The organism is Escherichia sp. S10b (assembly GCF_028421345.1).
In the GTDB taxonomy this organism is placed as follows: Bacteria; Pseudomonadota; Gammaproteobacteria; order Enterobacterales; family Enterobacteriaceae; genus ECMA0423.
Genome location: NZ_JAHZSO010000165.1, coordinates 128,012 through 154,517 on the forward strand (window position 1 = coordinate 128,012; position 26,506 = coordinate 154,517).

Consider the following 26,506-nt stretch of genomic DNA (forward strand, 5'->3'; position numbering starts at 1 on the left):
CGAGCCTGTTTCCGGAAAAATTTATCGTTTGCAGAGGAACAAAAATAGCCTGGAAAGCGCCTCGGGGAACGAGAAATTGCCGGGTGAGAATGGTTTTGTTAGTCGCTACAGTCGGGCCATCTTATCTACAGGTGACGGATCGCCATGACAAACTTCACAACCAGCACGCCGCATGACGCATTATTTAAATCCTTTCTCACGCACCCTGACACCGCGCGGGATTTTATGGAGATCCACTTACCCAAAGATTTACGTGAACTGTGCGATCTCGACAGCTTAAAACTGGAATCCGCCAGCTTCGTCGATGAAAAATTGCGGGCGCTACACTCCGATATTCTGTGGTCGGTAAAGACCCGTGAAGGTGATGGTTATATTTACGTAGTGATTGAACATCAGAGCCGCGAGGATATCCATATGGCCTTTCGCCTGATGCGATATTCCATGGCGGTGATGCAGCGCCATATCGAGCATGATAAACGCCGGCCGCTACCGCTGGTCATCCCGATGCTGTTTTATCACGGTAGCCGTAGTCCTTATCCCTGGTCCCTGTGCTGGCTGGACGAATTTGCTGACCCGACCACCGCACGGAAGCTTTATACCGCAGCGTTCCCGCTGGTGGATGTCACTGTCGTGCCAGACGACGAGATTGTGCAGCACCGCAGAGTCGCCCTGTTGGAGTTGATCCAAAAGCATATTCGCCAGCGCGATCTGATGGGGCTTATCGATCAACTGGTAATATTACTGGTTACAGAGTGTGCTAATGACAGCCAGATAACTGCGCTGTTAAATTACATTTTACTGACTGGCGATGAAGCGCGTTTTAAGAAGTTTATCAGCGAACTTACCCGTCGAATGCCACAACACAGGGAGCGAATAATGACGATTGCAGAGCGAATTTATAATGATGGATGGCTGTTGGGAAGGGAGAGGGGGAGGAAAGAAGGGAAAGTAGAAGGGGAACGGAGCCTCCTCCGATTGTTGTTGCAGAATGGGGCCGATCCTGAATGGATACAACGATATACCGGACTTTCGGCAGAGCAAATGCAGGCATTAGATCAGCCCTTGCCTGAAAGCAAGCGCGAACCATGGATCGAGTACTAATCAGAGGCTGATGACAAACGCAAAGCAGCCTGATGCGCTACGCTTATCAGGTCTACATAATCCATTAAATATATTGAACTTTTAATATTTTGTAGACCTGGTAAGGCGTTCACATGGCATCTGGCATGAACGAAGCACACTTTGCCTAAGCCATGCCAGAACGTGGCGATGTCGCTATAAAGATAAAACGAGTCACAGGTTATTCGTGAGAGTAAATCAGGGGCCTCGGCACTAATTCGAATTTATTCCATTGCCCGATACACGGCATCGCCAATTTGCTTTAGTGCTTCGCGATAGGTTTCGCTGAGCGGCAAAGCGCAGTTGATGCGCAGACAATTACGGTATTTGCCGGAAGCCGAGAAAATCGAGCCTGCCGCCACCTGGATTTTCATGCGGTACAGCTGCCGCGCGACGCAGACCATATCGACCTGTTCAGGCAATTCGATCCACAGTAAAAATCCGCCTTTCGGGCGCGTAATACAGATTTCGCAGGGAAAATATTCCCGTATCCAGCAGGTATAAAGCGCCAGATTGCGCTGATAAGTCTGCCGCATCCGCCGGATATGGCGATGATAGTGGCCTTCCAACACAAACGTTGCCGCCGCCATTTGCGTGGACGGCACATTAAAGCTGCTGATGGCGTATTTCATATGCATCAGTTTATCGTGATAACGCCCCGGTGCGACCCAACCCACGCGCAGGCCTGGAGCAATACTTTTACTGAACGAGCTGCACAACAGCACTCGCCCGTCGATATCCCATGAATGGATGGTCCGCGGGCGCGGATACTCCGTTGCCAGTTCGCCGTAGACATCATCTTCAAAAATCACAATATCATGACGCTGAGCGAGAGAGAGAACGGCCCGTTTGCGTGCGTCCGGCATAATAAATCCCAGCGGATTATTACAGTTTGGCACCAGAATGATGCCTTTAATCGGCCACTGTTCCAGCGCCAGTTCCAGTGCTTCAACGCTGATGCCAGTTTCTGGATCGGTTGGGATTTCAATCACTTTCACGCCCATGCCTCGCAGCATCTGCATCGAACCGTAATAACAGGGAGATTCGACCGCGACAATATCGCCCGGTTTACACACCGCCATTAACGCCAGCGACATCGAGTTATGGCAGCCGCTGGTGATGATGATGTCATCGGCGGTGACCACCGAGCCGCTGTCGAGCATCAGGCGGGCAATCTGCTCCCGCAACACTCGCTGACCGGCTAACAAGTCATAACCGAGCACGGTTTGTAGATTATGCTGCACCACCCGGCTTAGCTCACGCCAGAGTGGTTTCAGGCTGGGCGTTTCGACATCCGGCGTGCTTTTGCTTAACGGAACAATGGAATTGTCGCTATGCGCCTCCAGCATATCCAGCACCTGATCCCACTGGGTAATTTCCACCGGGCGCTGCACCGGACGCGTCATCGGCGGTACAGGCGGCTGGGCTTTACGTTGTGCGACAAAATAACCCGAACGCGGCTGCGGAGTGATGAACTTCATCGTCTCCAGCGTCTGGTACGCCTGCTGCACGGTGCTGATGCTGATGCCGTGCTCCTGACTTAAGCTGCGCACCGACGGCAATTTCTCCCCGTGACGATACAGCCCTTGCTCAATCCGCTCGGCAAGTAGAGTCGCCAGATGTTGATAACGCGTCATGCTGTATTCCTTATTTGGCCCATACAGAAAGAAAAACCGGTACAGATGAGGCTAAAAAACCGGATGCAGATGCTGTTTTAACCTGTCTGTATGTTAAATAAAACTAATATTTGCATCTGTATTGTGAACTGCCAGAAGACGGATGATGAAGCCTCTGAAAGATGAGGAGGCAGCAGATGGAATTTCACGAAAACAAAGCCAAAACGCCGTTTATCAGACTTGTGCAACTCTGGCAGGCGGTGAGGCGTTGGCGGCGGCAAATGCAGGCCCGACGGGTGTTACAGCAGATGAGTGATGAACGGTTGAGGGATATCGGGTTACGCAGGGAGGATGTGGAGTGAACTATGGGCGGCGTGTTGGCAAATGCTGCCTGTCTGCATTCAAAATTGCTACAAAATCCAACCATAAAAGTCGTTTACAACATATTTTTCTGATTTACATACAGATAATGACCTGAGCTGTCTCTCTGGGGGTCATCATCTATGCGTCCGGGGGATCTGTCACAAAAAGGAATAGAACAAAATCATCAGCGGTGAATAAAGCGATTCGTTTTAGATCACATTAATGAAATTTTTGTATCAAAAATTAGTTATCGCGCTCACAGTTCATAATGAAACAATTCTCTGCAAATAGATAACCGAAGCTTCGTTGCTAGTATCAATTCGCTAATTATACACCTGCCAGAGGATACAATGAAAAATAGAAATCGTATGATCGTGAACTGTGTTACTGCTTCCCTGATGTATTATTGGAGCTTACCTGCACTGGCTGAGCAGTCGTCAAGTGAGATAAAGATTGTTCGCGATGAATACGGCATGCCGCATATTTATGCCAATGATACATGGCACCTATTTTATGGCTATGGCTATGTAGTAGCACAAGATCGCCTTTTTCAGATGGAAATGGCACGTCGCAGTACTCAAGGGACTGTCGCGGAAGTGCTTGGCAAAGATTTTGTGAAATTTGATAAAGATATCCGTCGTAACTACTGGCCGGATGCTATCCGGGCGCAAATTGCTGCCCTTTCCCCAGAGGATATGTCCATTCTGCAAGGCTACGCTGATGGAATGAATGCCTGGATTGATAAGGTAAATACCAATCCAGAGACGCTCTTACCAAAACAGTTTAATACATTTGGCTTTACTCCTAAGCGCTGGGAACCGTTTGATGTCGCGATGATATTTGTGGGCACCATGGCAAACCGCTTCTCTGATAGCACTAGCGAAATTGATAATCTGGCACTGCTAACGGCTTTAAAAGATAAATATGGTGTATCACAAGGCATGGCGGTATTTAATCAGTTGAAATGGCTGGTAAACCCATCAGCGCCAACCACTATTGCCGTACAAGAGAGTAGCTACCCACTTAAATTTAATCAGCAAAACTCGCAAACAGCAGCTCTGTTGCCACGCTACGATTTACCTGCACCAATGCTTGACCGACCAGCAAAAGGGGCGGATGGCGCACTGCTGGCGTTAACAGCAGGGAAGAACCGGGAAACTATTGCTGCACAATTTGCACAGGGTGGTGCCAATGGTCTGGCGGGGTATCCAACGACCAGCAATATGTGGGTGATCGGCAAAAGCAAAGCCCAGGATGCGAAAGCAATCATGGTAAATGGTCCGCAGTTTGGCTGGTATGCGCCTGCGTATACTTATGGTATTGGTCTGCACGGTGCTGGTTATGATGTCACTGGCAATACACCATTTGCCTATCCTGGGCTGGTTTTTGGTCATAATGGTGTGATTTCCTGGGGATCAACGGCAGGTTTCGGCGATGATGTCGATATTTTTGCTGAACGGCTGTCGGCAGAGAAACCAGGCTACTACTTGCATAATGGTAAGTGGGTGAAAATGTTAAGCCGTGAGGAAACCATTACGGTGAAAAATGGTCAGGCAGAGACCTTTACTGTCTGGCGTACGGTGCATGGCAACATTCTCCAAACTGACCAGACGACACAAACGGCTTACGCTAAATCCCGCGCATGGGATGGTAAAGAGGTGGCGTCTTTGCTGGCCTGGACTCATCAGATGAAGGCCAAAAATTGGCAGGAGTGGACACAGCAGGCAGCGAAACAAGCACTGACCATCAACTGGTACTATGCTGATGTAAACGGCAATATTGGTTATGTTCATACTGGTGCTTATCCAGATCGTCAATCAGGCCATGATCCGCGATTACCCGTTCCTGGTACGGGAAAATGGGACTGGAAAGGGCTATTGCCTTTTGAAATGAACCCTAAGGTGTATAACCCCCTGTCGGGATATATTGCTAACTGGAACAATTCTCCCCAAAATGATTATCCCGCTTCGGATCTGTTTGCCTTTTTGTGGGGGGGGCAGATCGCGTTACGGAGATCGACCGACTGCTTGAGCAAAAGCCACGCTTAACTGCTGATCAGGCATGGGATGTTATTCGCCAAACCAGTCGTCAGGATCTTAACCTGAGGCTTTTTTTACCTACTCTGCAAGCAGCGACATCTGGTTTGACACAGAGCGATCCGCGCCGTCAGTTGGTGGATACATTAACACGTTGGGATGGCATCAATTTGCTTAATGATGATGGTAAAACCTGGCAGCAGCCAGGCTCTGCCATCCTGAACGTTTGGCTGACCAGTATGTTGAAGCGTACCGTAGTGGCTGCCGTACCTATGCCATTTGATAAGTGGTACAGCGCCAGTGGCTACGAAACAACCCAGGACGGCCCAACTGGTTCGCTGAATATAAGTGTTGGAGCAAAAATTTTGTATGAGGCGGTGCAGGGAGACAAATCACCAATCCCACAAGCGGTTGATCTGTTTGCTGGGAAACCACAGCAGGAGGTTGTGTTGGCTGCGCTGGAAGATACCTGGGAGACTCTTTCCAAACGCTATGGCAATAATGTGAGTAACTGGAAAACACCTGCAATGGCCTTAACGTTCCGGGCAAATAATTTCTTTGGTGTACCGCAGGCCGCAGCGGAAGAAACGCGTCATCAGGCGGAGTATCAAAACCGTGGAACAGAAAACGATATGATTGTTTTCTCACCAACGACAAGCGATCGTCCTGTGCTTGCCTGGGATGTGGTCGCACCCGGTCAGAGTGGGTTTATTGCTCCCGATGGAACAGTTGATAAGCACTATGAAGATCAGCTGAAAATGTACGAAAATTTTGGTCGTAAGTCGCTCTGGTTAACGAAGCAGGATGTGGAGGCGCATAAGGAGTCGCAGGAAGTGTTGCACGTTCAGAGATAATTAAGCCCGAATGCCCTCATATTCTGGAGGAATATGAGGGTGATAAAGTCTCAGGTATTGTGATGTTGGAGGGCTGGTTACTTTTTGAGTCCCGCAAACGCCGCCCGAATCTCATCCTCCGGCAACTGAATCCCGATAAACACCATCGTGCTATGCGGTTTTTCATCGCCCCATGGCCTGTCCCAGTCGGCGCTGTAGAGGCGCTGGACGCCCTGGAACAGCAGGCGGTTAGGTTCGCCGTCAATCCACAGCATCCCTTTGTAACGCAGCAGTTTATCCGCCGATTCCAGCAGCAGGTTTTCCATCACCCGGGAAACTTCGCTGATATCTACCGGGTAATCCAGTTCCACCACAATCGACGAAATATCGTTTTGTTTGTCCGCGATAAAATGGAAACGCGGTTTGGTGCTGACGACGTTTTCTTCCAGCATAAAACCGTTGGTGTTGAACAGCAGACCCAGGTCGATGTCGCCGTGGGTGACGGTGTAGACCGGTGCACGGGCGTTGATGCGTGCCAGACGTTCACGCAGTTTTTCTGCTTCGCCTGCGACGTCGGTTTTAGTCAGCAGAATACGGTCGGCGTAGCCCACCTGGGACTGGGCGATGGTGAACTGGTTCATCTGCTCATCGGCATGTACCGCATCCACCAGCGCAATCACGCCGTCCAGCAGGTAGCGCTGGCATAAAATCTCATGGGAGAAAAAGGTTTGAATAATCGGGCCAGGATCGGCCATGCCGGTGCATTCAATGACCAGACGATCGAACTGAATATTGCCCTTGTCGAGATTATCCAGCAGGTCGAGTAGCGCGTCCTCCAGCTCGTTGGAGCGCGAACAGCAGATGCAGCCGTTGGTCAGCGTTTTGATCTGCGTTGCGCGATCACCAATCAATTGATCATCAACGGAGACTTCGCCGAATTCGTTTTCAATCACGGCAATCTTGTAGCCGTGTTGTTCATTAAGAATATGGCGCAGCAGGGTGGTTTTGCCCGCGCCTAAAAAACCGGTGAGTAGGGTAACTGCAATCGGGTTCATGCTCTCTCCATTAACAACAGCGCATACCGCCTTTACCATCGCCGCCGTAGCGTGCGTTCTGGCGTTCGCGGAAGAATTCTTCATAGCTCATGTACGGCTTGTCGGGATGGTTGGTCTTCATATGCTCGACGTAGTTGTCATAGTCTGGAATGCCAATCAACATCTTCGCCGCCTGGCCGAGATATTTTTTTGCCTGTCCTAAGTTACCAAACATAGTTCACTCTGATAAGAACAAAGCCCCGCCGAAGCGGGGCTAAACACGGTTAGTGGTGCGAAGAGATCTTCACGCCGCCTTCCGGGATTGGAACGTACGGAGTTTCTTTGTCAGTACGTTTGTCGCTGTTACGCACCGCAAGCCAGGTTTTGAAACCGTAGAAGATGATGCTGTACACCACAATCAGGAACAGAATACTCAGGCCTGCGTTGGTGTAGTTGTTTACAACGATGTGGTTCATGTTGGCAATCTGCTGCGCCGTCAGGTCAGTACCGTTAGCAATCTTCTCTTTGTACTGGCTTGCCATGTAGAAGAAGCCTTCCATCTGCGGGTTGGTGCTGAACAGTTTCAGGCCCAGCGCCCAGGTGGTGCAGATAAGCAGCCATACAGCCGGAACAACAGTTACCCAGATGTATTGGGTGCGCTTCATCTTAATCAGCACAACGGTGCCCAGTACCAGCGCTACGGCTGCCAGCATCTGGTTGGAAATACCGAACAGCGGCCACAGGCTCTTAACGCCGCCCAGCGGATCGACCACGCCCTGATACAGCAGGTAGCCCCACAGACCCACACAGCCCGCAGTACCGATGATACCGGCAACCAGAGAGTCGGTTTTTTTCAGGAACGGGATGAAGTTACCCAGCAGGTCTTGCAGCATAAAGCGGCCAGAACGAGTACCCGCATCCAGCGCGGTCAGGATGAACAGGGCTTCGAACAGAATACCGAAGTGATACCAGAAGCCCATGTCAGCCATCGGCAGCACTTTGTGGAACACGTGAGCGATACCTACCGCCAGCGTTGGCGCACCACCTGCACGGTTCAGGACAGAAGGCTCACCAATGTCTTTCGCGGTTTGCAGGATCTGCTCTGGCGAAATCACGAAGCCCCAGGAGCTGACGGTCGCTGCCGCGTGTGCGGTAACGTCTTTCAGCTGCGCCATGATGATCGGCGCGTTCTCGCCACCCATTTCATGCAGGTTAGGCATGGTGATGCCAAGGCCAGCAGGCGGGGTGTTCATCGCGAAGTAAAGACCCGGTTCGATGATGGACGCAGCAACCAGCGCCATAATCGCCACGAAGGACTCCATCAGCATTGCGCCGTAGCCAATGAAACGCGCGTCGGTTTCATTAGCCAGCAGTTTCGGCGTCGTACCGGAAGAGATCAGTGCGTGGAAGCCAGATACCGCACCACAGGCGATGGTAATGAACAAGAACGGGAACAGAGCACCTTTCCACAGCGGGCCAGTACCGTCAATGTACTGGGTCATCGCAGGCATTTTCAGTTCCGGGTTCAGCACCACGATACCCAGCGCCAGGCCGACGATAACGCCGATTTTCAGGAAGGTTGCCAGATAGTCGCGCGGTGCGAGGATCAGCCACACCGGCAGCAATGCGGAAACAAACGCATAGCCAATCAGCGCGAAGGTAATGGTGGTGTCTTTAAAGGTCAGTGCCGGACCCCAGTACGGATCGTGAGCAATCACGCCACCGAAGTAGATAGAGGCAACCAGCAGCACGATACCAATGACAGAGACTTCACCCACACGCCCCGGACGGATAAAGCGCATGTAGATACCCATAAACAGCGCAATCGGTACGGTTGAGCAAACGGTGAAGACACCCCACGGACTTTCGGCCAGGGCTTTAACCACAATCAGCGCCAGGACGGCAAGGATGATGATCATGATTAAGAAACAGCCAAACAGCGCGATAGTCCCCGGTACTGGCCCCATCTCTTCTTTGATCATCTCACCGAGAGATGCGCCGTTACGGCGAGAGGAGATAAACAGCACCATAAAGTCCTGTACCGCACCGGCCAGCACTACCCCCGCCAGCAGCCACAGCGTGCCAGGCAGGTAGCCCATCTGTGCGGCGAGAACCGGACCGACCAGCGGACCAGCACCGGCGATAGCGGCGAAGTGGTGACCAAACAACACGTAACGGTTGGTCGGAACGTAGTTCAGACCGTCGTTGTTAATAACCGCAGGCGTCGCGCGCGTGGGGTCGAGTTTCATCACCTTCTGGGCGATGTACAGACTGTAGTAGCGATACGCCACCAGATACACCGACACAGAGGCGACCACGATCCACAGGGCGCTGACGTGCTCCCCCCGACGTAATGCAACTACCGCGAGGCAGAATGCACCGATGATTCCGAGAATCACCCAGGGTATGTGCTTGAATAGTTTTTTCGTATCCATAGTAAAACCTGGCATTTTACTCGTCGTCTTTTGGCTTACAGGTGCGGCAGTTGCGTTCGTTCACCCCTGTCACTTACTGTTGTAAGCTCCCGGGGATTCACTCACTTGCTGCCTTCCTGCAAACCAAAATTCATAGAGTAATTTGTTAATCATAGGCCGAAGCCGTTCTAGGTTTGCGTTGCGTTTGAGGAGGTAAATTGACCGCTATCCTGCAGTGATGTTGCCAGAGTTACGCGCGCGTAAAGTAAGGTAAATAACTGAGTGGTTATTTTAGGGACGTAAGCGGTCAGGAATGGCGGTGAGCGGTTGGGCAAGAATTATTCATCGGGTGGATATGTGATTGAGATCACAATAAAAATGCCCCTTCGACGAATGCGTGAAGGGGCTGGAGCTTAAATCGCAGCTTCCATTTCCAGCATCACCGGATGGAAACGGCGTTTAAAGTAGATAAGTCCGTGACCTTCTGCACTGAGGATGATGTTTTTAATCTCCACCAGATACACCAGATGTGTGCCAATTGCCTGCACATCGCGGATCTCACCTTCAAGACTGGCCAGCGAACCTTTCAGCACCGGCTGCGCCAGCGGACCTTTTTGCCAGCATGAGAGGCTAAAACGCTCTTCCATCGCCATGCCTGTCATGCCCGCGAAGTGGCGTGCCATCAGTTCCTGCTCATGGTTGAGGACGTTGACGCACAACTTACCGTTGCCCTGAAAAACCGGGTTCATCGCACTGTTGGCGTTAATGCACACCATCAGCGATGGTGGTGTATCCGTGACCGAGCAGACGGCCGTTGCCGTAATCCCGCATTGTCCGGCGTCGCCCTCGGTGGTGATAATATTTACCGCTGCCGACAGGCTGGCCATCGCGTCACGAAAGCGCAGGCGCTGTTCATCTAATTGCATCTTAACCTCCTGCTGCGTTATTTCAGCAGCTTATCCAGCATGTTGATATCGTCGTTGTTGTGCAAGTGCGGCACAGTCCAGCCGTTCTGGTCGTATTCCGACAGGCAGCGATCAACCATCGCCATCATCTTGTCCATATTGCCGGAGCTTTGTGCCTGGCGCAGACACTGTAGGCGAATCTCATCCTGGCTACCGGAGTAGTTGATTTCATACAGTTCGTGGCGACCACCAAACTCGCTGCCAATGGCGTCCCACATCAGTTTGAGGATCTTGATGCGCTGGACGTGATCCATACCATTCGAACCGCGCACATACTTCGCCAGATACTGGTCGATCTGCGGATTGTTCAGGTCACGGGCACTGGAAGGGAGATAGATCAGGCCACTGGTAACGTTGCGTTCGATAATGTTTTTGATCTTCGCGTAGGCCATTGGTGCCAGTACGCGATAGGTTTGCAGTGCGGCATGATCCGGTAAATAAGCCCCGTTGACCCACGGCGTCGCTTCAGAACACATCGAGTCACTCAATGCCCAGAAGGTGTTGCGCCACGCCACCACTTCACCGAGATCGGCCTGTACACCACGGAACTCCAGGGTGCCGGTACATTCGAGTGATTTTTTCAGCAGTGCTGTAATGAAGTCGAGTTTCACTGCCAGGCGCACACAGGCTTGCAGCGGATACATACGGGCAAAACCGCCTTCCATTGTCCAGCGACGGCAGCGATCGAAATCGCGGTAGATCAGTACGTTTTCCCATGGGATCAGCACGTTATCCATCACCAGAATCGCATCATTCTCATCAAAGCGGCTGGAGAGCGGGTAGTCGTACGGCGAGCCGGTAGCACCCGCGACCATCTCATAAGAGGCGCGGGAGATTAATTTCACGCCATCGGCATCCATTGGCGCAACGAACATCAGTGCGAAGTCCGGGTTTTCGCCCATCACTTGTGCCGAGCCGAAGCCAATCATGTTGTAGTGAGTCAGCGCCGAGTTGGTGGCAACCACTTTCGCACCGCTGACGATAATCCCGGCGTCAGTCTCTTTTTCCAGCTTGATGTAAACGTCTTTCACTTTATCGGTCGGCAAATGACGATCGATCGGTGGGTTAACAATCGCGTGGTTAAAGTAGAGGCCAGTTTCCTGAATACGGGTATACCAGTTACGGGCGTTCTGCTCGAACTGACCGTAAAAGCCCGGATTCGCGCCCAGTGCGCAACCGAAAGCGGCTTTGTAGTCTGGGGTACGGCCCATCCAGCCATAGCTCAGGCGTGACCACTCAGCGATGGCGTCGCGTTGCTGGCGCAGGTCGTCGGCACTTTTCGCCACGCGGAAGAATTTATGGGTATAGCCGCCGCTACCGGTGTCGGTGTTCCAGCACAGAGAGTCCTGCATCTCCGGTTTGTGTAGCGCGTCGTACAGTTGGGCAACAGACGCTGCCGCATTACGAAATGCCGGATGAGTGGTGACGTCTTTCACTCGCTCGCCATAGATATAGATCTCGCGACCATCCTGCAGGCTTTTCAGATACTCTTCCCCGGTGAACGGACGTTGGGTACTGGCGCGGAAATCTTCTGGTTTCATGTCGACCTCTACAGTATTAATCGGAATACGATTGTTAATTTTGTGTGTTGTTTTTGTTATTCAATTGAAGCTTGCAGGGGCGATTACGGGAAGACACTTTTGGGACAATGGCTGGTACTTTTCAGGTCGGGTACGGTTTTGTGATCGAGGTCGCTTTTAGCGATTTTTAACGTTACTAAATCCCCTTGCTCCAGGCGAAGAAAGGGGAATAGCAGGTGGTGCCTGGTTTCCCGTTAAGGCTAAGGGAATTTCACGTCACAGGTACTTTTTTGGCACGATAAGCACTGGGCGAGCAACCGACTAAGCGATTAAAAAAGCGCGCAAAATAAGCCGGATCCTTAAAACCGAGTTGCCAGGCAATATTGTTCACGGCGTTATCAGAAAACAGCAGCAGCCGCTTGGCTTCTCGTAGCTGCCTGTCGAAAATCAACCGTTTTGGCGGACGGTTGGCAAAGCGGCGGCAGATGTCCGTGAGGCGTGATTCGGTGATATGCAGTTCGTTAGCGTAATCCGGTACTGTCCAGTGCTGATGAAAATGGCTTTCAATAAGCATATGAAAACGCTGGAACAGTTTTAATTCTCCGCGCATTCCGCTGGCGGCATGGTCGTCGAGTTTTGCGTTACGCAGCAGTAGGGTGAACACTGCCTGTGCCAGTAACGTCAGGGTGTGTTCCCGTCCAGGCAGTTGTTCTACCGATTCCCGCTCTATCAGTTGCCAATAGTGTTCCAGCGCCGCCAGTTCGTCGGGTTTATCTGCCAGTGACAGGCAAATCCCCGGCAGGCCGAAGGTTTCCCGAGTGCCCGGATAAAGAACTTCCAGCAGGGGCCAGATCAGATCTTCCCGTACCGTCAATACATGACCGTCAGCATCAGACTCCGTAATAAACGCATGAGGTACTGACGGCGGCGTCAGGACAAACAGGGGCGCTTCCACCGAGTAGCGATGATCGTCAAGCTGTAGCTCAATCTGTCCGCTATTGAGGAAATGCATCTGAAAGTACTGTTCGTGGCGATGTGGCAGCATATGGCGGCCAAAAAAGGCCGCCATGCGGGCGAACGACTGATAATGCACATCGTCCGTGCCCAGGCTTTCATCGTACTCTTTGCTGATATCAATATTGGCAATCTGACGGTCACACATCGTCGTTCCTTACGGGGTCGCTCGCGGACGGGAGGACTGCATTGGAATCGCCCAGATAATCCCCGCACCAATCACCAGCAGCGCGGCAACAAACCACAATCCACTGTTAAAGCTGCCGGTCAAATCTTTCAACCAGCCGATCATAAACGGACTTAACGCTGAACCAATGTTGCCAGTGGCGTTGATCACCGCAATACCGATCGCTCGTGCCCGCAGGCTGATGGACTGATCCGGTGTTGTCCAGAAAATCGCCATTGCGCTGAATGATCCGGTCGAAGCCATAATGATCCCCAGCATCTGGATCATGTTGTGATCAGTTGCCGAAGCCAGTAACCAACCTGCGGCAGCGAACAAATAAGGAAGGGCGGTGTGATGCCTTCGTTCCTGGCGGCGATCTGAGTGACGGCTCCAGTAGACCATCCCGAGAATGGTACAAATCTGCGGTACGGCGGCCAGCAGGCCGATGGTGATATTACTGCTGCCCTGATTAAAACTTTGCAGGATCTGCGGTGTCCAGATGCTGATCGCACTAAGTGTGTTGGTCAGGCAGAAATACGCTAGGGTATACATCATCACCACCGGAGTGAAGATCTCCCGCCACATACTGCGTTGTTGCATGGCGTGGTGGCTGATGGCTCCCTCTGGCTGAACCAGCGTCAGACGATCGTTATCCATCATCTCTTGCAGGCATTTTTTGTCTTCTTTCGTCAGCCACTTAGCTTTGTCCGGTGAGTCATCAAGCCAGAACCACACCATGACGCCGAGTAATACCGACGGGAAGCCTTCCAGCAAAAACAGCCACTGCCAGCCTTTTAATGCCATGACGCCATCCAGCGACAAAATGTAGCCGGAAACGATCGAGCCCAACGCTGTCGTTACCGGCATTGCTACCATAAACAAGGCGTTGGCACGGGCGCGGAAATAGGCCGGAAACCAGAAGGTTAAATACAGCAGAATACCAGGCAGAAAGCCGGCTTCGGTAATGCCAACCAGTATACGCAGTACGTACAAGCTGGTGGGGCCAGTGGCAAACATGGTGGCAGTAGAGGCGATGCCCCAGAGCACCATGATGGTGGCGATCCAGCGCCGCGCACCGACAATACTCAGCATAATGTTGCTGGGAATGCCGAAGATGACATAAGCGGCATAGAACAGGGTGGTAGCGAGGCCAAACATGGTGGCGCTCAGACCGAGGTCGCGTCCCATCGTGAGTCCGGCAAAGCCGATGTTGATGCGATCAAGGAACGAGAAGATAAACAGCACGAACAGAAAGACGATCAGGCGGCGAAATAGCTTCTTAATAACCGCCTGTTGTCCGGCAGTCAGCGCTTTATGCTGATTCGCCGGATCGATACTCTCCGGTATGGCAGGTGAGGTGTCGCTCATTTTTCTTCCTCTAATGGGATTTTTGTAGGGTACGACAAGGTTTATGGCGGATGCGCACAAACGCCTTATCCGGTCCGCGATTTGGTACGGCTTTTTGCCGGATGCGGCGTAAACGCCTTATCCGGCCTACGGTTTGGTGCGAGTGTAGGCCGGATAAGTGCAGCGCATCCGGCATTAATACACGCCGGGCTTCACGGCGGTGGCCTGCGCACCAAACCGTGCTGCCAGCGCTTCAGCGGCGCGGGCGAGCAGGGTGGTGTCAACGCCGACGGCGACAAACAGCGCGCCCAGTTCCAGATAGCGTTTTGCCAGTTGCTCATTGGCGATCAGGATCCCCGGCGCTTTGCCCGATTCACGGATCTGCACGATCGCCTGCTCAATGGCGGCCTGTACTTCCGGGTGCTGCGGATTACCGGCATAACCCATATCGGCGCTCAGATCCGCCGGGCCGATAAACACGCCGTCGACGCCTTCCACGTCCAGAATCTGCGGTAAGTTCTTCATTGCCTCACGCGTTTCGATCTGCACCAGCACGCACATTTGATCGTTGGCTTTTTGCAGGTAATCAGGAATACGATTCCAGCGCGAGGCGCGGGCCAGCGCACTGCCCACACCGCGAATACCGGCGGGGGGATAACGGGTGGCGCGTACCGCTTCACGGGCTTCGTCAGCGTTTTGTACCATCGGCACCAGCAAGGTTTGTGTGCCGACGTCCAGCAGTTGTTTGATTTGCACCGGATCGTTCCACGACGGACGTACTACCGGCTGGCTGGGGTAGGGCGCAATCGCCTGTAGCTGGGTGAGCACGGTTTGCACGTTATTCGGCGCGTGCTCACCGTCGATCAACAACCAGTCGAATCCTGCTCCGGCCAGTAACTCTGCGCTGTAGCTGCTACTCAGCCCCAGCCATAATCCGATCTGCGGGCGGCCTGCTTTCAGCGCCGCTTTAAAACTGTTTTCCATCGTTCTCTCCTTAAACAAAGCGGCAGCTAATGGAGCCCATGTTGCCGTAATCGACGTGGAAGGTGTCGCCCTTACGCGCCGGAACCGGGCGGGTGAACGAACCGCCGAGAATGATTTGCCCGGCTTCCAGTTGTACGTCATACGGTGCGAGTTTGTTCGCCAGCCAGGCCACGCCGTTTGCCGGATGATTTAGCACACCAGCGGCGACGCCGGTTTCTTCAATCACGCCATTGCGATACATCAGGGCGGAGATCCAACGCAGATCCAACTCATCGGGCTTAATGGGACGACCACCGAGGATCACCCCGGCGTTGGCGGCGTTATCAGAAATGGTGTCGAACACTTTGCGCGGGCGCTGGGTTTCCGGATCGATGTTGTGGCAGCGAGCGTCGATCAGCTCCAGCGCCGGGATCACGTAGTCCGTGGCGTTGTAGACGTCGAAAAGCGTGCAGTTTGGTCCACGCAGCGGTTTTGCCAGCACGAAAGCCAGCTCCACTTCAATGCGCGGCACGATAAAGCGATCGGTCGGGATATCGCTGCCATCGTGGAAGAACATGTCATCCAGCAGGGCACCGTAATCCGGCTCGCTGATTTGTGAGCTGGCCTGCATCGCTTTCGAGGTCAGGCCGATTTTGTGGCCTTTCAGCGTGCGACCTTCGGCGATTTTCAGTCGAACCCATTCACGCTGCACCGCGTAAGCGTCTTCGATGGTGATCTCCGGGTAATCCAGCGAGATCGCGCGGATCTGTTCGCGCTGTTTTTCTGCCTGATCCAGACGCTGGGCGATCAGGGTGTGGGTGTGTTTATCGAACATAGCGATATCCTGTGGCATTGCCGGATGCGGCTGCGCCTTATCATCCGGCCTGGAAGCTGGTGCAAATTTATTTAAACAACGCGTGCACGTTGTTTTGTTTAAAATTCAGCGTCGGGTGCAGCTCTGCAATCTCAAATGAAAGCGCCAGGTAACGGCTCTCCATCAGTGAGGCGAAGTGCGTTTTAATCAGATCAAACAGCATTTCGCCCACTTCCTGACGGCTTTCCAGGCTGCGCCCGCTGCCGATTTTTAGCGTCATATGCACAAAGGCGTAATCGTGCTTGCCATCAGCCATTTGCCAGGTATCGATCCAGTGCGCCCGGCTACGTATTCCCCCAAGCGGAAAAATCCCCGTTGCCGCCAGTGCAGTGTTAACACTGGCAAACAGCTCAGGTAAGCGGGCTTCTTCACGAATATTTTCAGTACATTCCACGATAAAGTGCGGCATAAAACGTCCTTACGCGGGAAGCGGGAAAACAGCGTTAACCTGACCGGTGCCAGAGCTTGGGAATAGCTCGGTGATAAACTCCACCTTGCCGTCGTATTTATCCCAGCCGAGCATCCCCAGCAGCATCACCGTGTCGTGCATATTGCCTTCGCCGTAGCAGTAGTCGGCGTACTCCGGCAGCATATTGCAGAACTCTTTGAACTGGCCTTCGCGCCACAGCTTCACCACACGCTCGTCCATCTGGCGGTCGAACTCGCGGGTGTAGCTGTTCATCCCTTCTTCCGCTCGCTGATCGTCAATAAAGCGGTGCGATAACGAACCGCTGGCAAGGACCGCCACGGTGCCGTCGTACTGTTCGATCGCTTTCAGAATCGCCTCGCCCAGCTTGCGGCTGTCGGCAAAATCGTGAACAGTGCAGAAAGCTGAAATGGAAACCACTTTGAAGTGCTTGTCTTCATTCATGTAGCGCATTGGCACCAGCGTGCCGTATTCCAGTTTCAGGCTGGGAATGTTGTGCGCTTTTGCCCGCACGCCGAGCTTTAAGGCTTCATCGGCAATAAGCTGCCCCAACTCCGGGTTGCCCTCGTAGTTGTAGGTCATATCGCGGATAAAATGCGGCAGCTCGTTGCTGGTGTAGACGCCTTCAAAATGGTCTGCACAGTTGATGTGATAAGCACTGTTGACCAGCCAGTGGGTATCGAAAACGATAATGGTATCGACGCCCATTTCCCGGCAACGCTTGCTGATCTCTTTATGCCCGTCGATCGCGCCCTGGCGGCAACCGTGGTTTTTCCCTGGCAGTTCAGAGAGATACATCGACGGTACGTGCGTGATCTTGGCGGCTAACGCTAACTTACCCATATCAGACTCCCCATTTCGGAATTGGATGGTCGCCCATGGAAATGCAGACGTTCTTCATTTCCGCGAACACTTCGAAGCTGTACTCACCGCCTTCACGCCCGGTGCCGGAGGCTTTTACGCCGCCAAATGGCTGGCGCAGGTCACGCACGTTCTGGGTGTTGACGAACACCATGCCAGCTTCAATGCCACGCGCCAGGCGTAACACTTTGCTGACATCCTGTGTCCAGATGTACGACGCGAGGCCGTACTCCACGTCGTTTGCCAGACGTAAGCCTTCGGCTTCGTCTTTAAACGGCAGCAGGCAGGCGACCGGCCCGAAAATCTCTTCCTGGGCGACGCGCATACGGTTATCAACGTCTGCCAGCACGGTTGGGCGCAGGAAGTTGCCGCCTTTCAGGTGCGCAGGCAGGTCGGACGGTTTATCCGGGCCGCCCGCCAGCAGGGTTGCGCCTTCTTCAATGCCGAGACGGATATAGCCGGAGACTTTTTCCCAGTGCTGCTGGCTGATAAGCGCGCCAACCTGGGTATTCGGATCGTTCGGATCGCCCACGCGCAGACGGTTGGCGCGTTCGGCAAAGCGTTTAACGAATTCCGGGTAGATGCTTTGCTGAATAAAGATGCGCGAACCGGCGGTGCAGCGTTCGCCGTTGATCGAGAAGATGGTGAACAGGGCGGCGTCCAGCGCGCGTTCAATATCAGCATCTTCAAAAATCAGCACCGGCGATTTACCGCCCAGTTCCATGGAGTATTTTTTCAGCCCGGCGTTTTTCATGATGTTGCGCCCGGTCGCCGTACCGCCGGTGAACGACACGGCACGCACGTCATGATGACGGACCAGCGCATCGCCTGCGGTTGCGCCGTAGCCCTGTACCACGTTCAGCACGCCCGCCGGAATACCAGCTTCCAGCGCCAGCTCACCCAGGCGGTCAGCGGTCAGCGGGGAGAGTTCCGACATTTTCAGTACCGCGGTATTGCCCAGCGCCAGACACGGCGCGACCTTCCAGGTGGCGGTCATAAACGGCACGTTCCACGGTGACACCAGTGCACAAACGCCTACCGGCTGCACCAGCGTGTAGTTGAGCATCTTGTCGTCGACCGGATAAGTCTTGCCGTTCATCTGCTGGCAGACTTCCGCGAAAAATTCAAAGTTGTGGGAAGCGCGTGGGATCAACACATTTTTGGTCTGATGGATTGGCAGGCCCGTGTCGGCGGTTTCCATCGCGGCGATCTCAGGCACGTTCTGGTCGATCAGATCGCCCAGACGGCGCATCAGGCGCGCACGCTCTTTCATCGGCAGATTGGCCCATTTCGGGAACGCCTCTTTCGCTGCCGCTACCGCCTGATTGATCTCCGCTTCACCGCCAGAGGCCACATCCGCCAGCACTTCACCCGTTGCCGGATTGGTGGTCTGGAAGTAGTCGTTACCTGCGACATTTTTGCCGTTGATCCAATGATTTACTTTTTTCATTTCGCTGTATCCTCACTCACAATTCGGTTCACCAGGCGGCCCACGCCTTCTACTTCCACCACTACTTCATCGCCAGGCACCACGTCAGATAAGCCTTTTGGTGTGCCGGTGGCGATCATGTCGCCCGGATTCAGGGTCATAAATTCGCTTAAGTAGGCGATCAGGAAGGGCACGCTGAAGATCAGATCGGCGGTGGTGCCTTGCTGGCGTAACTCGCCGTTGACGAAGGTGCGAAGGGTCAGATTATGCGGGTCCGGGATCGCCTCTTTCGGCACGATGGTTGAAAGCATCGGCGTCAGTCCGTCGCGGCTTTTTACCCGCAGGTTAGGGCGGTAGTAGTTTTCCAGATAGTCGCGAATGGCGTAGTCGTTACACACGGTGTAGCCCGCGACATAATCCATGGCATCGGCTTCGCTGACGCTACGCGCCTGTTTGCCAATAACTACCACCAGCTCCGCTTCATAGTGCATGTATTCAATATTGTTTGGACGCACGGAGGTCTGGTTATCGCCAGTGAGGGTATTTGGCGCTTTCAGGAACACCAGCGGTTCTTCCGGTGGCTTAAATTCCAGTTCGCTGGCGTGGTCGGCGTAGTTCAGGCCGAGGGCAAACAGCGTGCCGTGCGGGTGTGGCTGCGTTGGGAAGCTCTTGCGCGTGGTCACTTCACGTTCGTCCACTACCGGATTTTCCAGCGGCGGGAAACCTTCTGCGAGAACACGAACGCGATCGCCTGGCTGTATTTCCACGCGCGCCTGTGGCGTGCCGAGCAGAATGGCATCGCCTGGATTCAGTGTGGCAAATTCGCTCAGGGCGCTCAGCAACTGCGCGGCGTTACGTTGTAAATCGGCGGTATTCCAGTGATCGGCAGGACGCCCGTTGATCTCGGTATAGATGGTCAGATTATCGACATTGCTGAGAGCCACGGTTTCGCCAATGGGGCAGAATCCATCACGACATTTTGCTTTGATTGCCGGGCGGTAAAAGCTCTCTTCCGGCAGGCTGACGTCGTTAGCCAGCGCATATCCGGCGATGTACTCTGCCGCATCTTCTTCACGTACTTTCGTCGCCGTTTTTCCCACAATCAGCGCAACAGTCGCACCGCTCAGTACCTTTTCACCCTGTGGAAAGGGAATCGGTTCACCGCAACCAATCACCGTATTGCGCGGTTTAATAAACCAGACCGCAGTTTTAGGCGGGGCTTTGTAGGGGGATTGCTGGAACGCTTCCTGCCATGCATCAAGTTGGCTGCGATGGTTCAACGCTACGGCGAAGATAGTGCCTTTCATTACCACTCCTCGGATTCGATCATTTTAATCATTAATATGTTAATGATTACTTTTATTCCCGATTGCGTAGTTTGGCAAAAGTAAGTGATGTAAATGTGATCTAATTAACAAACTATTTACATTTAAAGATAATAAAATATTAAATATCAGCAAGTTAACAAAACATGCTCAATTTTGATAAAATGAAGAATTGCAGGGGCAGCGCAGTCCCGGTAACGTGATGATTAACTGTTTCTATATTAATGATTTTGAATTTTTCAGGGGAAAGATAATGCACGACTCTCTAACCATTGCGTTGCTCCAGGCGCGAGAAGCGGCGATGAGTTATTTTCGCCCAATCGTTAAACGGCATAATTTGACTGAGCAACAGTGGCGCATCGTGCGTATTCTGGCGGAAAGCCCATCAATGGATTTTCACGATCTGGCGTATCGCGCCTGCATTTTGCGCCCAAGCCTGACCGGGATCCTTACGCGGATGGAACGCGACGGTTTAGTGTTGCGATTAAAGCCGATCAATGATCAGCGGAAGCTCTATATCTCGCTAACCAAAGAGGGGCAGGCGCTGTATAACCGCGCTCAGACACAGATTGAAGAAGCCTATCGGCAGATTGAAGCTCAGTTTACTGCCGAGAAAATGCAACAGTTAACCCATCTGTTAGAGGAATTTATTGCTCTGGGCAATTCCCGACAAGAAGCCATCCCGGGCGATAATGAATAACTTTTTAGTATCTGATAACCAGCGCCTGGTTTTTCCATGGATGGCGGGTTACACCTTTTCATAAAGTTTTTGCTTTCCAGGCCGAAAATCTTGCATCGGTCCACAGGAAAGAGAAACCATGTTAAAACGTATCAAGATCGTGACCAGCTTACTGCTGGTTTTGGCCGTTTTTGGCCTTTTACAACTGACATCAGGCGGTCTGTTCTTTAATGCCTTAAAGAATGACAAAGAAAATTTCACTGTTTTACAAACCATTCGCCAGCAGCAATCCACGCTGAATGGCAGCTGGGTCGCGTTGTTGCAGACGCGTAACACCCTCAACCGCGCGGGTATCCGCTACATGATGGATCAGAATAATATTGGTAGCGGTTCAACCGTTGCTGAGCTGATGCAGAGTGCCAGTATTTCGCTGAAACAGGCGGAAAAAAACTGGGCGGATTACGAAGCGTTGCCGCGTGACCCGCGTCAGAGCACCGCCGCAGCGGCAGAGATCAAACGTAATTACGATATTTATCACAATGCGCTGGCGGAGCTGATCCAACTGTTAGGTGCAGGCAAAATCAACGAGTTCTTTGATCAGCCGACTCAGGGATATCAGGACGGTTTCGAGAAGCAGTATGTGGCTTACATGGAGCAAAACGATCGGCTCTATGATATCGCCGTCAGCGATAACAATGCCTCCTACAGCCAGGCGATGTGGATTCTGGTGGGCGTGATGATCGTCGTACTGGCGGTCATCTTCGCCGTCTGGTTCGGTATTAAAGCCTCGCTGGTAGCGCCAATGAATCGCCTGATTGACAGCATTCGTCATATTGCAGGCGGCGATCTGGTGAAACCGATTGAGGTGGATGGCTCTAATGAGATGGGGCAACTGGCAGAGAGTTTGCGCCATATGCAGGGAGAGCTGATGCGTACCGTCGGTGATGTGCGCAACGGGGCCAATGCCATCTATAGCGGTGCCAGCGAAATCGCCACCGGCAATAACGATCTCTCTTCGCGCACCGAGCAACAGGCCGCTTCGCTGGAAGAGACGGCAGCCAGCATGGAGCAACTGACCGCAACGGTGAAGCAGAACGCCGAAAATGCGCGCCAGGCCAGCCATCTGGCGTTAAGTGCTTCTGAAACGGCGCAACGCGGCGGCAAAGTGGTGGATAACGTGGTGCAGACTATGCGCGATATCTCCACCAGTTCGCAGAAAATCGCCGATATTATCAGCGTAATTGACGGCATTGCCTTCCAGACCAATATTCTGGCTTTGAACGCGGCGGTTGAGGCTGCGCGTGCGGGTGAGCAAGGGCGCGGTTTTGCGGTGGTTGCGGGAGAAGTGCGTAATCTGGCCCAGCGTAGCGCCCAGGCGGCTCGTGAAATTAAAAGCCTGATTGAAGACTCGGTGGGGAAAGTGGATGTTGGCTCTACGCTGGTCGAAAGCGCCGGGGAAACAATGGCGGAGATTGTCAGTGCTGTGACCCGCGTGACGGACATTATGGGCGAAATAGCTTCTGCTTCTGATGAGCAGAGCCGTGGTATCGATCAGGTTGGCTTAGCGGTTGCTGAGATGGACCGGGTAACTCAACAGAACGCCGCGCTGGTGGAAGAATCTGCCGCCGCCGCCGCCGCGCTGGAAGAGCAGGCCAGTCGCCTGACCGAAGCTGTGGCAGTGTTCCGGATTCAGCAACAGCAGCAACAGCAGCGTGAAACATCGGCTGTGGTAAAAACCGTGACGCCAGCTACGCCGCGTAAAATGGCAGTGGCAGATAGCGGGGAGAACTGGGAAACGTTTTAATCGCCATAAAAATGCCCGATAAGCAAAATGTTATCGGGCATAGGGAGATTAATCTTTACGTGGGTCGTTGATCGGCTGACGAACCAGGAAGATGTACGCCAGTGCCCCCGCTGCGGTGACGCAACCGCAGATGATTAGTGCCAGACGGAATGAGTGGGTGGTATCAACAATAAAACCAGTAATGATCGGCGCAAAAGAGGCGCAGATGAAGCTGGCAAAGTTCTGGATACTGCCCACCGACGCAGTCATGCGAGAAGCAACTGCGACGTGGATCAAGCCCCAGCAGGATGTTCCGGCAAAGTGAATACAGAACAGTGCCATGCCAATCAGCAGAACCGCTGTCATGGATGTTGTCGCTTGCGGTACGACCAGCGTAAAGGCGGCAGAACAGAACATCCCGGCAATAATGCAGATCTTACGGCTTTTAATCGGAGCCATTCCCCCTTTGACCAGCCAGTCAGTAACGTAACCGTTGACCAGCATCCCGGCAGCCCCAAACAGGAAAGGGATAGCCGCCATCAACCCTGTGCTTTTTAAATCCAGGTTATAGGCTGTTTGCAGGTAACCAGGAAGCCAGGCCAGATACAGCCACGCAGTGTAGTTGATGCCACTGAATCCGAGCATCATTCCCCACATTGTACGGTTACGGAACAGGCTGCGCCATTCGGCAAAACTGAGCGGATCTCGGCGGGCATTGACGCTACCTGCATTGAGATAAGCTTGTTCAACGGCAGTCAGTTCTACGTGCTCGCGGTTGCGATAGAGCATATACCAGCCGATGGCGAGAAAAATCCCCAGTACACCAATGGTAATAAACATCCCGCGCCAGCCCATCACCAGCATCATCGCCGCCAGAATCGGTGGGCTTACGGCAACGCCAATGGTAGAAGCTGCGTTGAAGAAGCCCATCGGGCGTCCGCGCTCTTTGATGTTGAACCAGTCGTTAATGACTTTTACACCGCATGGGTTCATCGGCGCTTCACCAATCCCCATACCGATACGCACCAACACGAACTGCGTAAAGTTGTGCACCATGCCAGACATTGCCTGGAACAGTGACCAGAAGAACATCCCCAGTCCCAGCATCAGGCGTGGGCCTTTACGATCCAATAGTGGGCCGCAAGGAAGTTGCGCAATCCCGTAAGCGAGTGAAAACACGGAGAGCAAAGCGCCGATTTCGGTGGCACTTAATCCCAATTCTTCACGAATCGTTAAATTTGCTACCGACAGCGAACTGCGGTCGAGATAATTGATTACCGCCGCAAAAAATAATAACAACATGGCGGTGGTTTGAATGCGTTTAATTCGGGTACTGCGTTGAACTAATCCATCTGGTGGCACGGGAATATCTGCCGACGAAGATGGAGTAAATGAAGAACGCGGATCGAGGGTGATATTTTCTTTTTCCACGCCGGACTCCTGTATTTATAATTTTAATTGTTTACGTAATTGTGAATTACGCAAGGTTGACATTAACGGCAGGTTAAAGTTTTAGGACTTTACTACCGCTCACAAAAAAATTTTTAGTCGACTGATTGTGAGCATAGGTAAGCGGGAATTTCCCGGTATTTATCTTTTGATAAAACCGTGCACCCGCTAATAGTTTGCTGTTTTTAATCCGTACTTAATGAGCATAACGCGTGTTCTCATTAATGGATCGAATCATTGATTGTTTAGCTGAATTCAAATGGTTACGGAGCGCAAGGGTGGCATCAAGGTCACTGCGGCAAATCAGAGCGCTGAGAATGGTCATATGCTCATCGACGGCAATGATATTGCGCTGTTTAAGATCGCTTTCGTCCCATTGATAGTGAAAATGAAAGATGACTGAGATGATCTCAAGCGATTGATCAAAAAAGATATTGTCGGCAGCTGAAAGCAGTAAGGAGTGAAAATCTCTGTCAAGTTGCGAGAACATGCGAAAGCTATTGCCGATGTTGTCACGCAGTAGCCGATGACGTTCGAGCATGGTTTTCGCCTGCAGCCAGCGGGGATCATGATCAGGCAGGTTGAGAAAGTGCTGAAGTGAATGTGTTTCGAGCATTTCGCGTAGCTCAAACAGCTGCTCGGCGTAGGATTGATCGAATTGCTTCATGCTCCACTGGCCGCGTTTTTCGCTTTGAATAAGATTATAACGGCCGAATTTTAAAAGATATTCTCTTACAACCACCGGGCTGACACCCGCGGCCCGAGCCAGTTGCAGTTCAGAAAAAGTTTCCCCAGGGCGTAACTGACGCTGGTTTATCATCGTGAAAAAAGCCTGCTCAAACACTTTGTTTTGTTCACTCATTGAAGCGGTAGTACAGGCGAAACCGTCATCATGGTCAGGTTTACGCGCAATAACATAGTCGTTTCCAACCTGCGTTAAGACGCCGCATTCGCGTAAGTGGCTGAGAATATGACGCACTGTTGTGCGGCTGATGTTGTACATTTCCGCCAGCGCACTTTGCGATGGAAGTGGGGAAGGGATATGACCCCGCGCCATATCATCAATGACCTGGTTAATCACATTGTGGCGTAAATTTTGTGAACGACTCATATTTTCCTCCTTGTGAGTCCATTAAAACCCGATTTAAAACATTTTTATGCGTGTGTTTTCACAAAACAGATTTTCCGTTCCGCTGCCATTTTTCATTTTCATTGATATCTAAGGCAACAAAAAATGGAGAGCCGAATCATGTCTACGATGAATGTTTTAATTTGCCAGCAGCCGAAAGAATTAGTCTGGAAACAACGCGAGATACCTATTCCGGGTGACAATGAAGCATTAATAAAAATTAAGTCTGTCGGGATTTGCGGTACCGATATTCATGCCTGGGGTGGAAATCAACCATTTTTTAGTTATCCACGTGTTTTAGGCCATGAAATATGTGGGGAGATTGTTGGGCTGGGTAAAAATATTGCTGATCTTAAAAATGGTCAGCAAGTTGCTGTGATCCCTTATGTTGCCTGTCAGCAATGCCCGGCGTGTAAAAGCGGGCGTACCAATTGCTGTGAAAAAATTTCAGTCATTGGCGTGCATCAGGATGGCGGTTTTAGTGAGTATTTGAGCGTGCCGGTGGCGAACATTTTGCCCGCAGACGGTATTGACCCGCAGGCGGCAGCATTGATTGAACCTTTCGCTATTAGCGCTCATGCGGTGCGTCGCGCAGCCATTGCTCCCGGCGAGCAGGTGCTGGTGGTCGGGGCGGGGCCAATCGGTCTGGGCGCGGCGGCAATCGCTAAAGCCGATGGCGCACAGGTGGTGGTGGCGGATACCAGTCCAGCGCGCCGTGAACATGTGGCAACGCGTCTGGAATTACCTGTACTGGACCCGTCAGCCGAAGATTTTGACGCGCAGCTACGGGCGCAGTTTGGTGGTTCGCTGGCGCAGAAAGTGATCGACGCGACAGGTAATCAACATGCGATGAATAACACCGTGAATCTGATTCGTCACGGCGGCACGGTGGTATTTGTCGGCCTGTTTAAAGGTGAGTTGCAGTTTTCCGATCCGGAATTCCATAAAAAAGAAACGACGATGATGGGCAGCCGCAACGCCACGCCGGAAGATTTCGCTAAAGTCGGTCGACTGATGGCAGAAGGGAAAATCACTGCCGACATGATGTTAACCCATCGCTATCCGTTCGCCACGCTGGCAGAAACCTACGAGCGCGATGTGATTAACAATCGTGAGTTGATTAAGGGTGTAATTACTTTCTGATAAGGCGAGATTATTAA

Annotated in this window: 21 protein-coding genes and 1 pseudogene; 6 read left to right on the top strand and 16 right to left on the bottom strand. The window is 52.4% G+C overall.

All coding sequences use genetic code 11. The features are described 5' to 3' along the window. Positions 1–144: 144 nt before the first annotated feature. Positions 145–1,101, top strand: a complete 957-nt coding sequence (locus FTE26_RS14740) for an Rpn family recombination-promoting nuclease/putative transposase (RefSeq protein WP_000181171.1) — start codon at positions 145–147, stop codon at positions 1,099–1,101. Between the two features lie 242 nt (positions 1,102–1,343). Here the strand turns inward: FTE26_RS14740 and FTE26_RS14745 are convergent, their stop codons facing one another. After that, the gene (locus FTE26_RS14745; RefSeq protein ID WP_000199283.1) at positions 1,344–2,756 is read right to left on the bottom strand and encodes an aminotransferase-like domain-containing protein; all 1,413 of its coding nucleotides are present in this window, start codon (positions 2,754–2,756) and stop codon (positions 1,344–1,346) included. A 176-nt stretch (positions 2,757–2,932) separates the two neighbouring features. On the opposite strand from FTE26_RS14745, the gene FTE26_RS14750 reads away from it, so the two are divergent. Next, positions 2,933–3,097 carry a DUF1127 domain-containing protein gene (locus FTE26_RS14750; protein ID WP_000394274.1) on the top strand — a complete coding sequence of 55 codons (165 nt, stop codon included), beginning with the start codon at positions 2,933–2,935 and terminating at the stop codon, positions 3,095–3,097. 351 nt (positions 3,098–3,448) lie between these two features. Beyond that, positions 3,449–5,988 (top strand): annotated as a pseudogene (locus tag FTE26_RS14755) (penicillin G acylase). A gap of 77 nt (positions 5,989–6,065) precedes the next feature. Here the strand turns inward: FTE26_RS14755 and yjiA are convergent. The 13 genes from yjiA to hpaG form a co-directional block, all read right to left on the bottom strand. Continuing rightward, positions 6,066–7,022 (bottom strand): GTPase, encoded by a 957-nt coding sequence (yjiA, locus tag FTE26_RS14760; protein ID WP_001324160.1) that lies wholly within the window; start codon positions 7,020–7,022, stop codon positions 6,066–6,068. A 10-nt stretch (positions 7,023–7,032) separates the two neighbouring features. After that, a complete protein-coding gene (locus tag FTE26_RS14765) occupies positions 7,033–7,236 on the bottom strand; it encodes a YbdD/YjiX family protein (protein ID WP_000467859.1) in 204 nt (67 codons plus the stop codon). Between the two features lie 49 nt (positions 7,237–7,285). Continuing rightward, positions 7,286–9,436: a pyruvate/proton symporter BtsT gene (gene btsT / locus FTE26_RS14770; protein ID WP_001298933.1), complete on the bottom strand. Its 2,151-nt coding sequence runs from the start codon at positions 9,434–9,436 to the stop codon at positions 7,286–7,288. A gap of 392 nt (positions 9,437–9,828) precedes the next feature. After that, positions 9,829–10,341 (bottom strand): 4-hydroxyphenylacetate 3-monooxygenase reductase subunit, encoded by a 513-nt coding sequence (locus tag FTE26_RS14775; protein WP_001175455.1) that lies wholly within the window; start codon positions 10,339–10,341, stop codon positions 9,829–9,831. Between the two features lie 17 nt (positions 10,342–10,358). After that, positions 10,359–11,921 (bottom strand): 4-hydroxyphenylacetate 3-monooxygenase, oxygenase component, encoded by a 1,563-nt coding sequence (gene hpaB / locus FTE26_RS14780; RefSeq protein WP_000801473.1) that lies wholly within the window; start codon positions 11,919–11,921, stop codon positions 10,359–10,361. A gap of 250 nt (positions 11,922–12,171) precedes the next feature. After that, positions 12,172–13,062: a 4-hydroxyphenylacetate catabolism regulatory protein HpaA gene (gene hpaA / locus FTE26_RS14785; RefSeq protein ID WP_000332890.1), complete on the bottom strand. Its 891-nt coding sequence runs from the start codon at positions 13,060–13,062 to the stop codon at positions 12,172–12,174. 9 nt (positions 13,063–13,071) lie between these two features. Continuing rightward, on the bottom strand, positions 13,072–14,448 hold the full coding sequence (gene hpaX, locus FTE26_RS14790) for a 4-hydroxyphenylacetate permease (protein ID WP_001285769.1): 1,377 nt from the start codon (positions 14,446–14,448) through the stop codon (positions 13,072–13,074). A 174-nt stretch (positions 14,449–14,622) separates the two neighbouring features. Then, positions 14,623–15,411, bottom strand: coding sequence for a 4-hydroxy-2-oxoheptanedioate aldolase (gene hpaI / locus FTE26_RS14795; protein WP_000431706.1), 789 nt, complete (start codon positions 15,409–15,411; stop codon positions 14,623–14,625). A 10-nt stretch (positions 15,412–15,421) separates the two neighbouring features. Beyond that, complete coding sequence (gene hpaH / locus FTE26_RS14800; protein WP_000459750.1) at positions 15,422–16,225, bottom strand: 2-oxo-hept-4-ene-1,7-dioate hydratase; 804 nt, start codon at positions 16,223–16,225, stop codon at positions 15,422–15,424. 67 nt (positions 16,226–16,292) lie between these two features. Beyond that, positions 16,293–16,673 carry a 5-carboxymethyl-2-hydroxymuconate Delta-isomerase gene (locus tag FTE26_RS14805; protein WP_001119868.1) on the bottom strand — a complete coding sequence of 127 codons (381 nt, stop codon included), beginning with the start codon at positions 16,671–16,673 and terminating at the stop codon, positions 16,293–16,295. A gap of 9 nt (positions 16,674–16,682) precedes the next feature. Then, positions 16,683–17,534 (bottom strand): 3,4-dihydroxyphenylacetate 2,3-dioxygenase, encoded by an 852-nt coding sequence (hpaD, locus tag FTE26_RS14810; RefSeq protein WP_000516990.1) that lies wholly within the window; start codon positions 17,532–17,534, stop codon positions 16,683–16,685. A 1-nt stretch (position 17,535) separates the two neighbouring features. Beyond that, positions 17,536–19,002, bottom strand: coding sequence for a 5-carboxymethyl-2-hydroxymuconate semialdehyde dehydrogenase (gene hpaE / locus FTE26_RS14815; RefSeq protein ID WP_000757512.1), 1,467 nt, complete (start codon positions 19,000–19,002; stop codon positions 17,536–17,538). Further along, positions 18,999–20,288 carry a 4-hydroxyphenylacetate degradation bifunctional isomerase/decarboxylase gene (gene hpaG, locus FTE26_RS14820; protein ID WP_000679094.1) on the bottom strand — a complete coding sequence of 430 codons (1,290 nt, stop codon included), beginning with the start codon at positions 20,286–20,288 and terminating at the stop codon, positions 18,999–19,001. Before hpaG ends, hpaE begins: the two co-directional genes overlap by 4 nt. A 271-nt stretch (positions 20,289–20,559) precedes the next feature. Here hpaG and hpaR point away from each other — a divergent pair, with 271 nt between their 5' ends. Together hpaR and tsr are read left to right on the top strand one after the other, a co-directional pair. Beyond that, positions 20,560–21,006, top strand: coding sequence for a homoprotocatechuate degradation operon regulator HpaR (gene hpaR, locus FTE26_RS14825; RefSeq protein ID WP_000543915.1), 447 nt, complete (start codon positions 20,560–20,562; stop codon positions 21,004–21,006). 118 nt (positions 21,007–21,124) lie between these two features. Further along, a complete protein-coding gene (gene tsr, locus FTE26_RS14830; RefSeq protein WP_000919571.1) occupies positions 21,125–22,789 on the top strand; it encodes a methyl-accepting chemotaxis protein in 1,665 nt (554 codons plus the stop codon). 48 nt (positions 22,790–22,837) lie between these two features. On the opposite strand, the gene FTE26_RS14835 is transcribed toward tsr, so the two are convergent. After that, positions 22,838–24,199 (bottom strand): MFS transporter, encoded by a 1,362-nt coding sequence (locus tag FTE26_RS14835; protein ID WP_000410129.1) that lies wholly within the window; start codon positions 24,197–24,199, stop codon positions 22,838–22,840. 214 nt (positions 24,200–24,413) lie between these two features. Then, entirely contained in the window at positions 24,414–25,328 is a 915-nt protein-coding gene (locus tag FTE26_RS14840) for a GntR family transcriptional regulator (RefSeq protein WP_000091572.1), read from the bottom strand. Between the two features lie 138 nt (positions 25,329–25,466). On the opposite strand from FTE26_RS14840, the gene lgoD reads away from it, so the two are divergent. Beyond that, positions 25,467–26,489, top strand: coding sequence for an L-galactonate oxidoreductase (gene lgoD, locus FTE26_RS14845; RefSeq protein ID WP_000106033.1), 1,023 nt, complete (start codon positions 25,467–25,469; stop codon positions 26,487–26,489). Positions 26,490–26,506 lie beyond the last annotated feature (17 nt).

What these genes read in the sequence shown, in the direction of transcription:
- FTE26_RS14740 (WP_000181171.1), top strand. Translation starts at nt 145, where the DNA reads ATGACAAACTTCACAACCAGCACGCCGCATGACGCATTATTTAAATCC.
- FTE26_RS14745 (WP_000199283.1), bottom strand. Translation starts at nt 2,756, where the DNA reads ATGACGCGTTATCAACATCTGGCGACTCTACTTGCCGAGCGGATTGAG.
- FTE26_RS14750 (WP_000394274.1), top strand. Translation starts at nt 2,933, where the DNA reads ATGGAATTTCACGAAAACAAAGCCAAAACGCCGTTTATCAGACTTGTG.
- yjiA (WP_001324160.1), bottom strand. Translation starts at nt 7,022, where the DNA reads ATGAACCCGATTGCAGTTACCCTACTCACCGGTTTTTTAGGCGCGGGC.
- FTE26_RS14765 (WP_000467859.1), bottom strand. Translation starts at nt 7,236, where the DNA reads ATGTTTGGTAACTTAGGACAGGCAAAAAAATATCTCGGCCAGGCGGCG.
- btsT (WP_001298933.1), bottom strand. Translation starts at nt 9,436, where the DNA reads ATGGATACGAAAAAACTATTCAAGCACATACCCTGGGTGATTCTCGGA.
- FTE26_RS14775 (WP_001175455.1), bottom strand. Translation starts at nt 10,341, where the DNA reads ATGCAATTAGATGAACAGCGCCTGCGCTTTCGTGACGCGATGGCCAGC.
- hpaB (WP_000801473.1), bottom strand. Translation starts at nt 11,921, where the DNA reads ATGAAACCAGAAGATTTCCGCGCCAGTACCCAACGTCCGTTCACCGGG.
- hpaA (WP_000332890.1), bottom strand. Translation starts at nt 13,062, where the DNA reads ATGTGTGACCGTCAGATTGCCAATATTGATATCAGCAAAGAGTACGAT.
- hpaX (WP_001285769.1), bottom strand. Translation starts at nt 14,448, where the DNA reads ATGAGCGACACCTCACCTGCCATACCGGAGAGTATCGATCCGGCGAAT.
- hpaI (WP_000431706.1), bottom strand. Translation starts at nt 15,411, where the DNA reads ATGGAAAACAGTTTTAAAGCGGCGCTGAAAGCAGGCCGCCCGCAGATC.
- hpaH (WP_000459750.1), bottom strand. Translation starts at nt 16,225, where the DNA reads ATGTTCGATAAACACACCCACACCCTGATCGCCCAGCGTCTGGATCAG.
- FTE26_RS14805 (WP_001119868.1), bottom strand. Translation starts at nt 16,673, where the DNA reads ATGCCGCACTTTATCGTGGAATGTACTGAAAATATTCGTGAAGAAGCC.
- hpaD (WP_000516990.1), bottom strand. Translation starts at nt 17,534, where the DNA reads ATGGGTAAGTTAGCGTTAGCCGCCAAGATCACGCACGTACCGTCGATG.
- hpaE (WP_000757512.1), bottom strand. Translation starts at nt 19,002, where the DNA reads ATGAAAAAAGTAAATCATTGGATCAACGGCAAAAATGTCGCAGGTAAC.
- hpaG (WP_000679094.1), bottom strand. Translation starts at nt 20,288, where the DNA reads ATGAAAGGCACTATCTTCGCCGTAGCGTTGAACCATCGCAGCCAACTT.
- hpaR (WP_000543915.1), top strand. Translation starts at nt 20,560, where the DNA reads ATGCACGACTCTCTAACCATTGCGTTGCTCCAGGCGCGAGAAGCGGCG.
- tsr (WP_000919571.1), top strand. Translation starts at nt 21,125, where the DNA reads ATGTTAAAACGTATCAAGATCGTGACCAGCTTACTGCTGGTTTTGGCC.
- FTE26_RS14840 (WP_000091572.1), bottom strand. Translation starts at nt 25,328, where the DNA reads ATGAGTCGTTCACAAAATTTACGCCACAATGTGATTAACCAGGTCATT.
- lgoD (WP_000106033.1), top strand. Translation starts at nt 25,467, where the DNA reads ATGTCTACGATGAATGTTTTAATTTGCCAGCAGCCGAAAGAATTAGTC.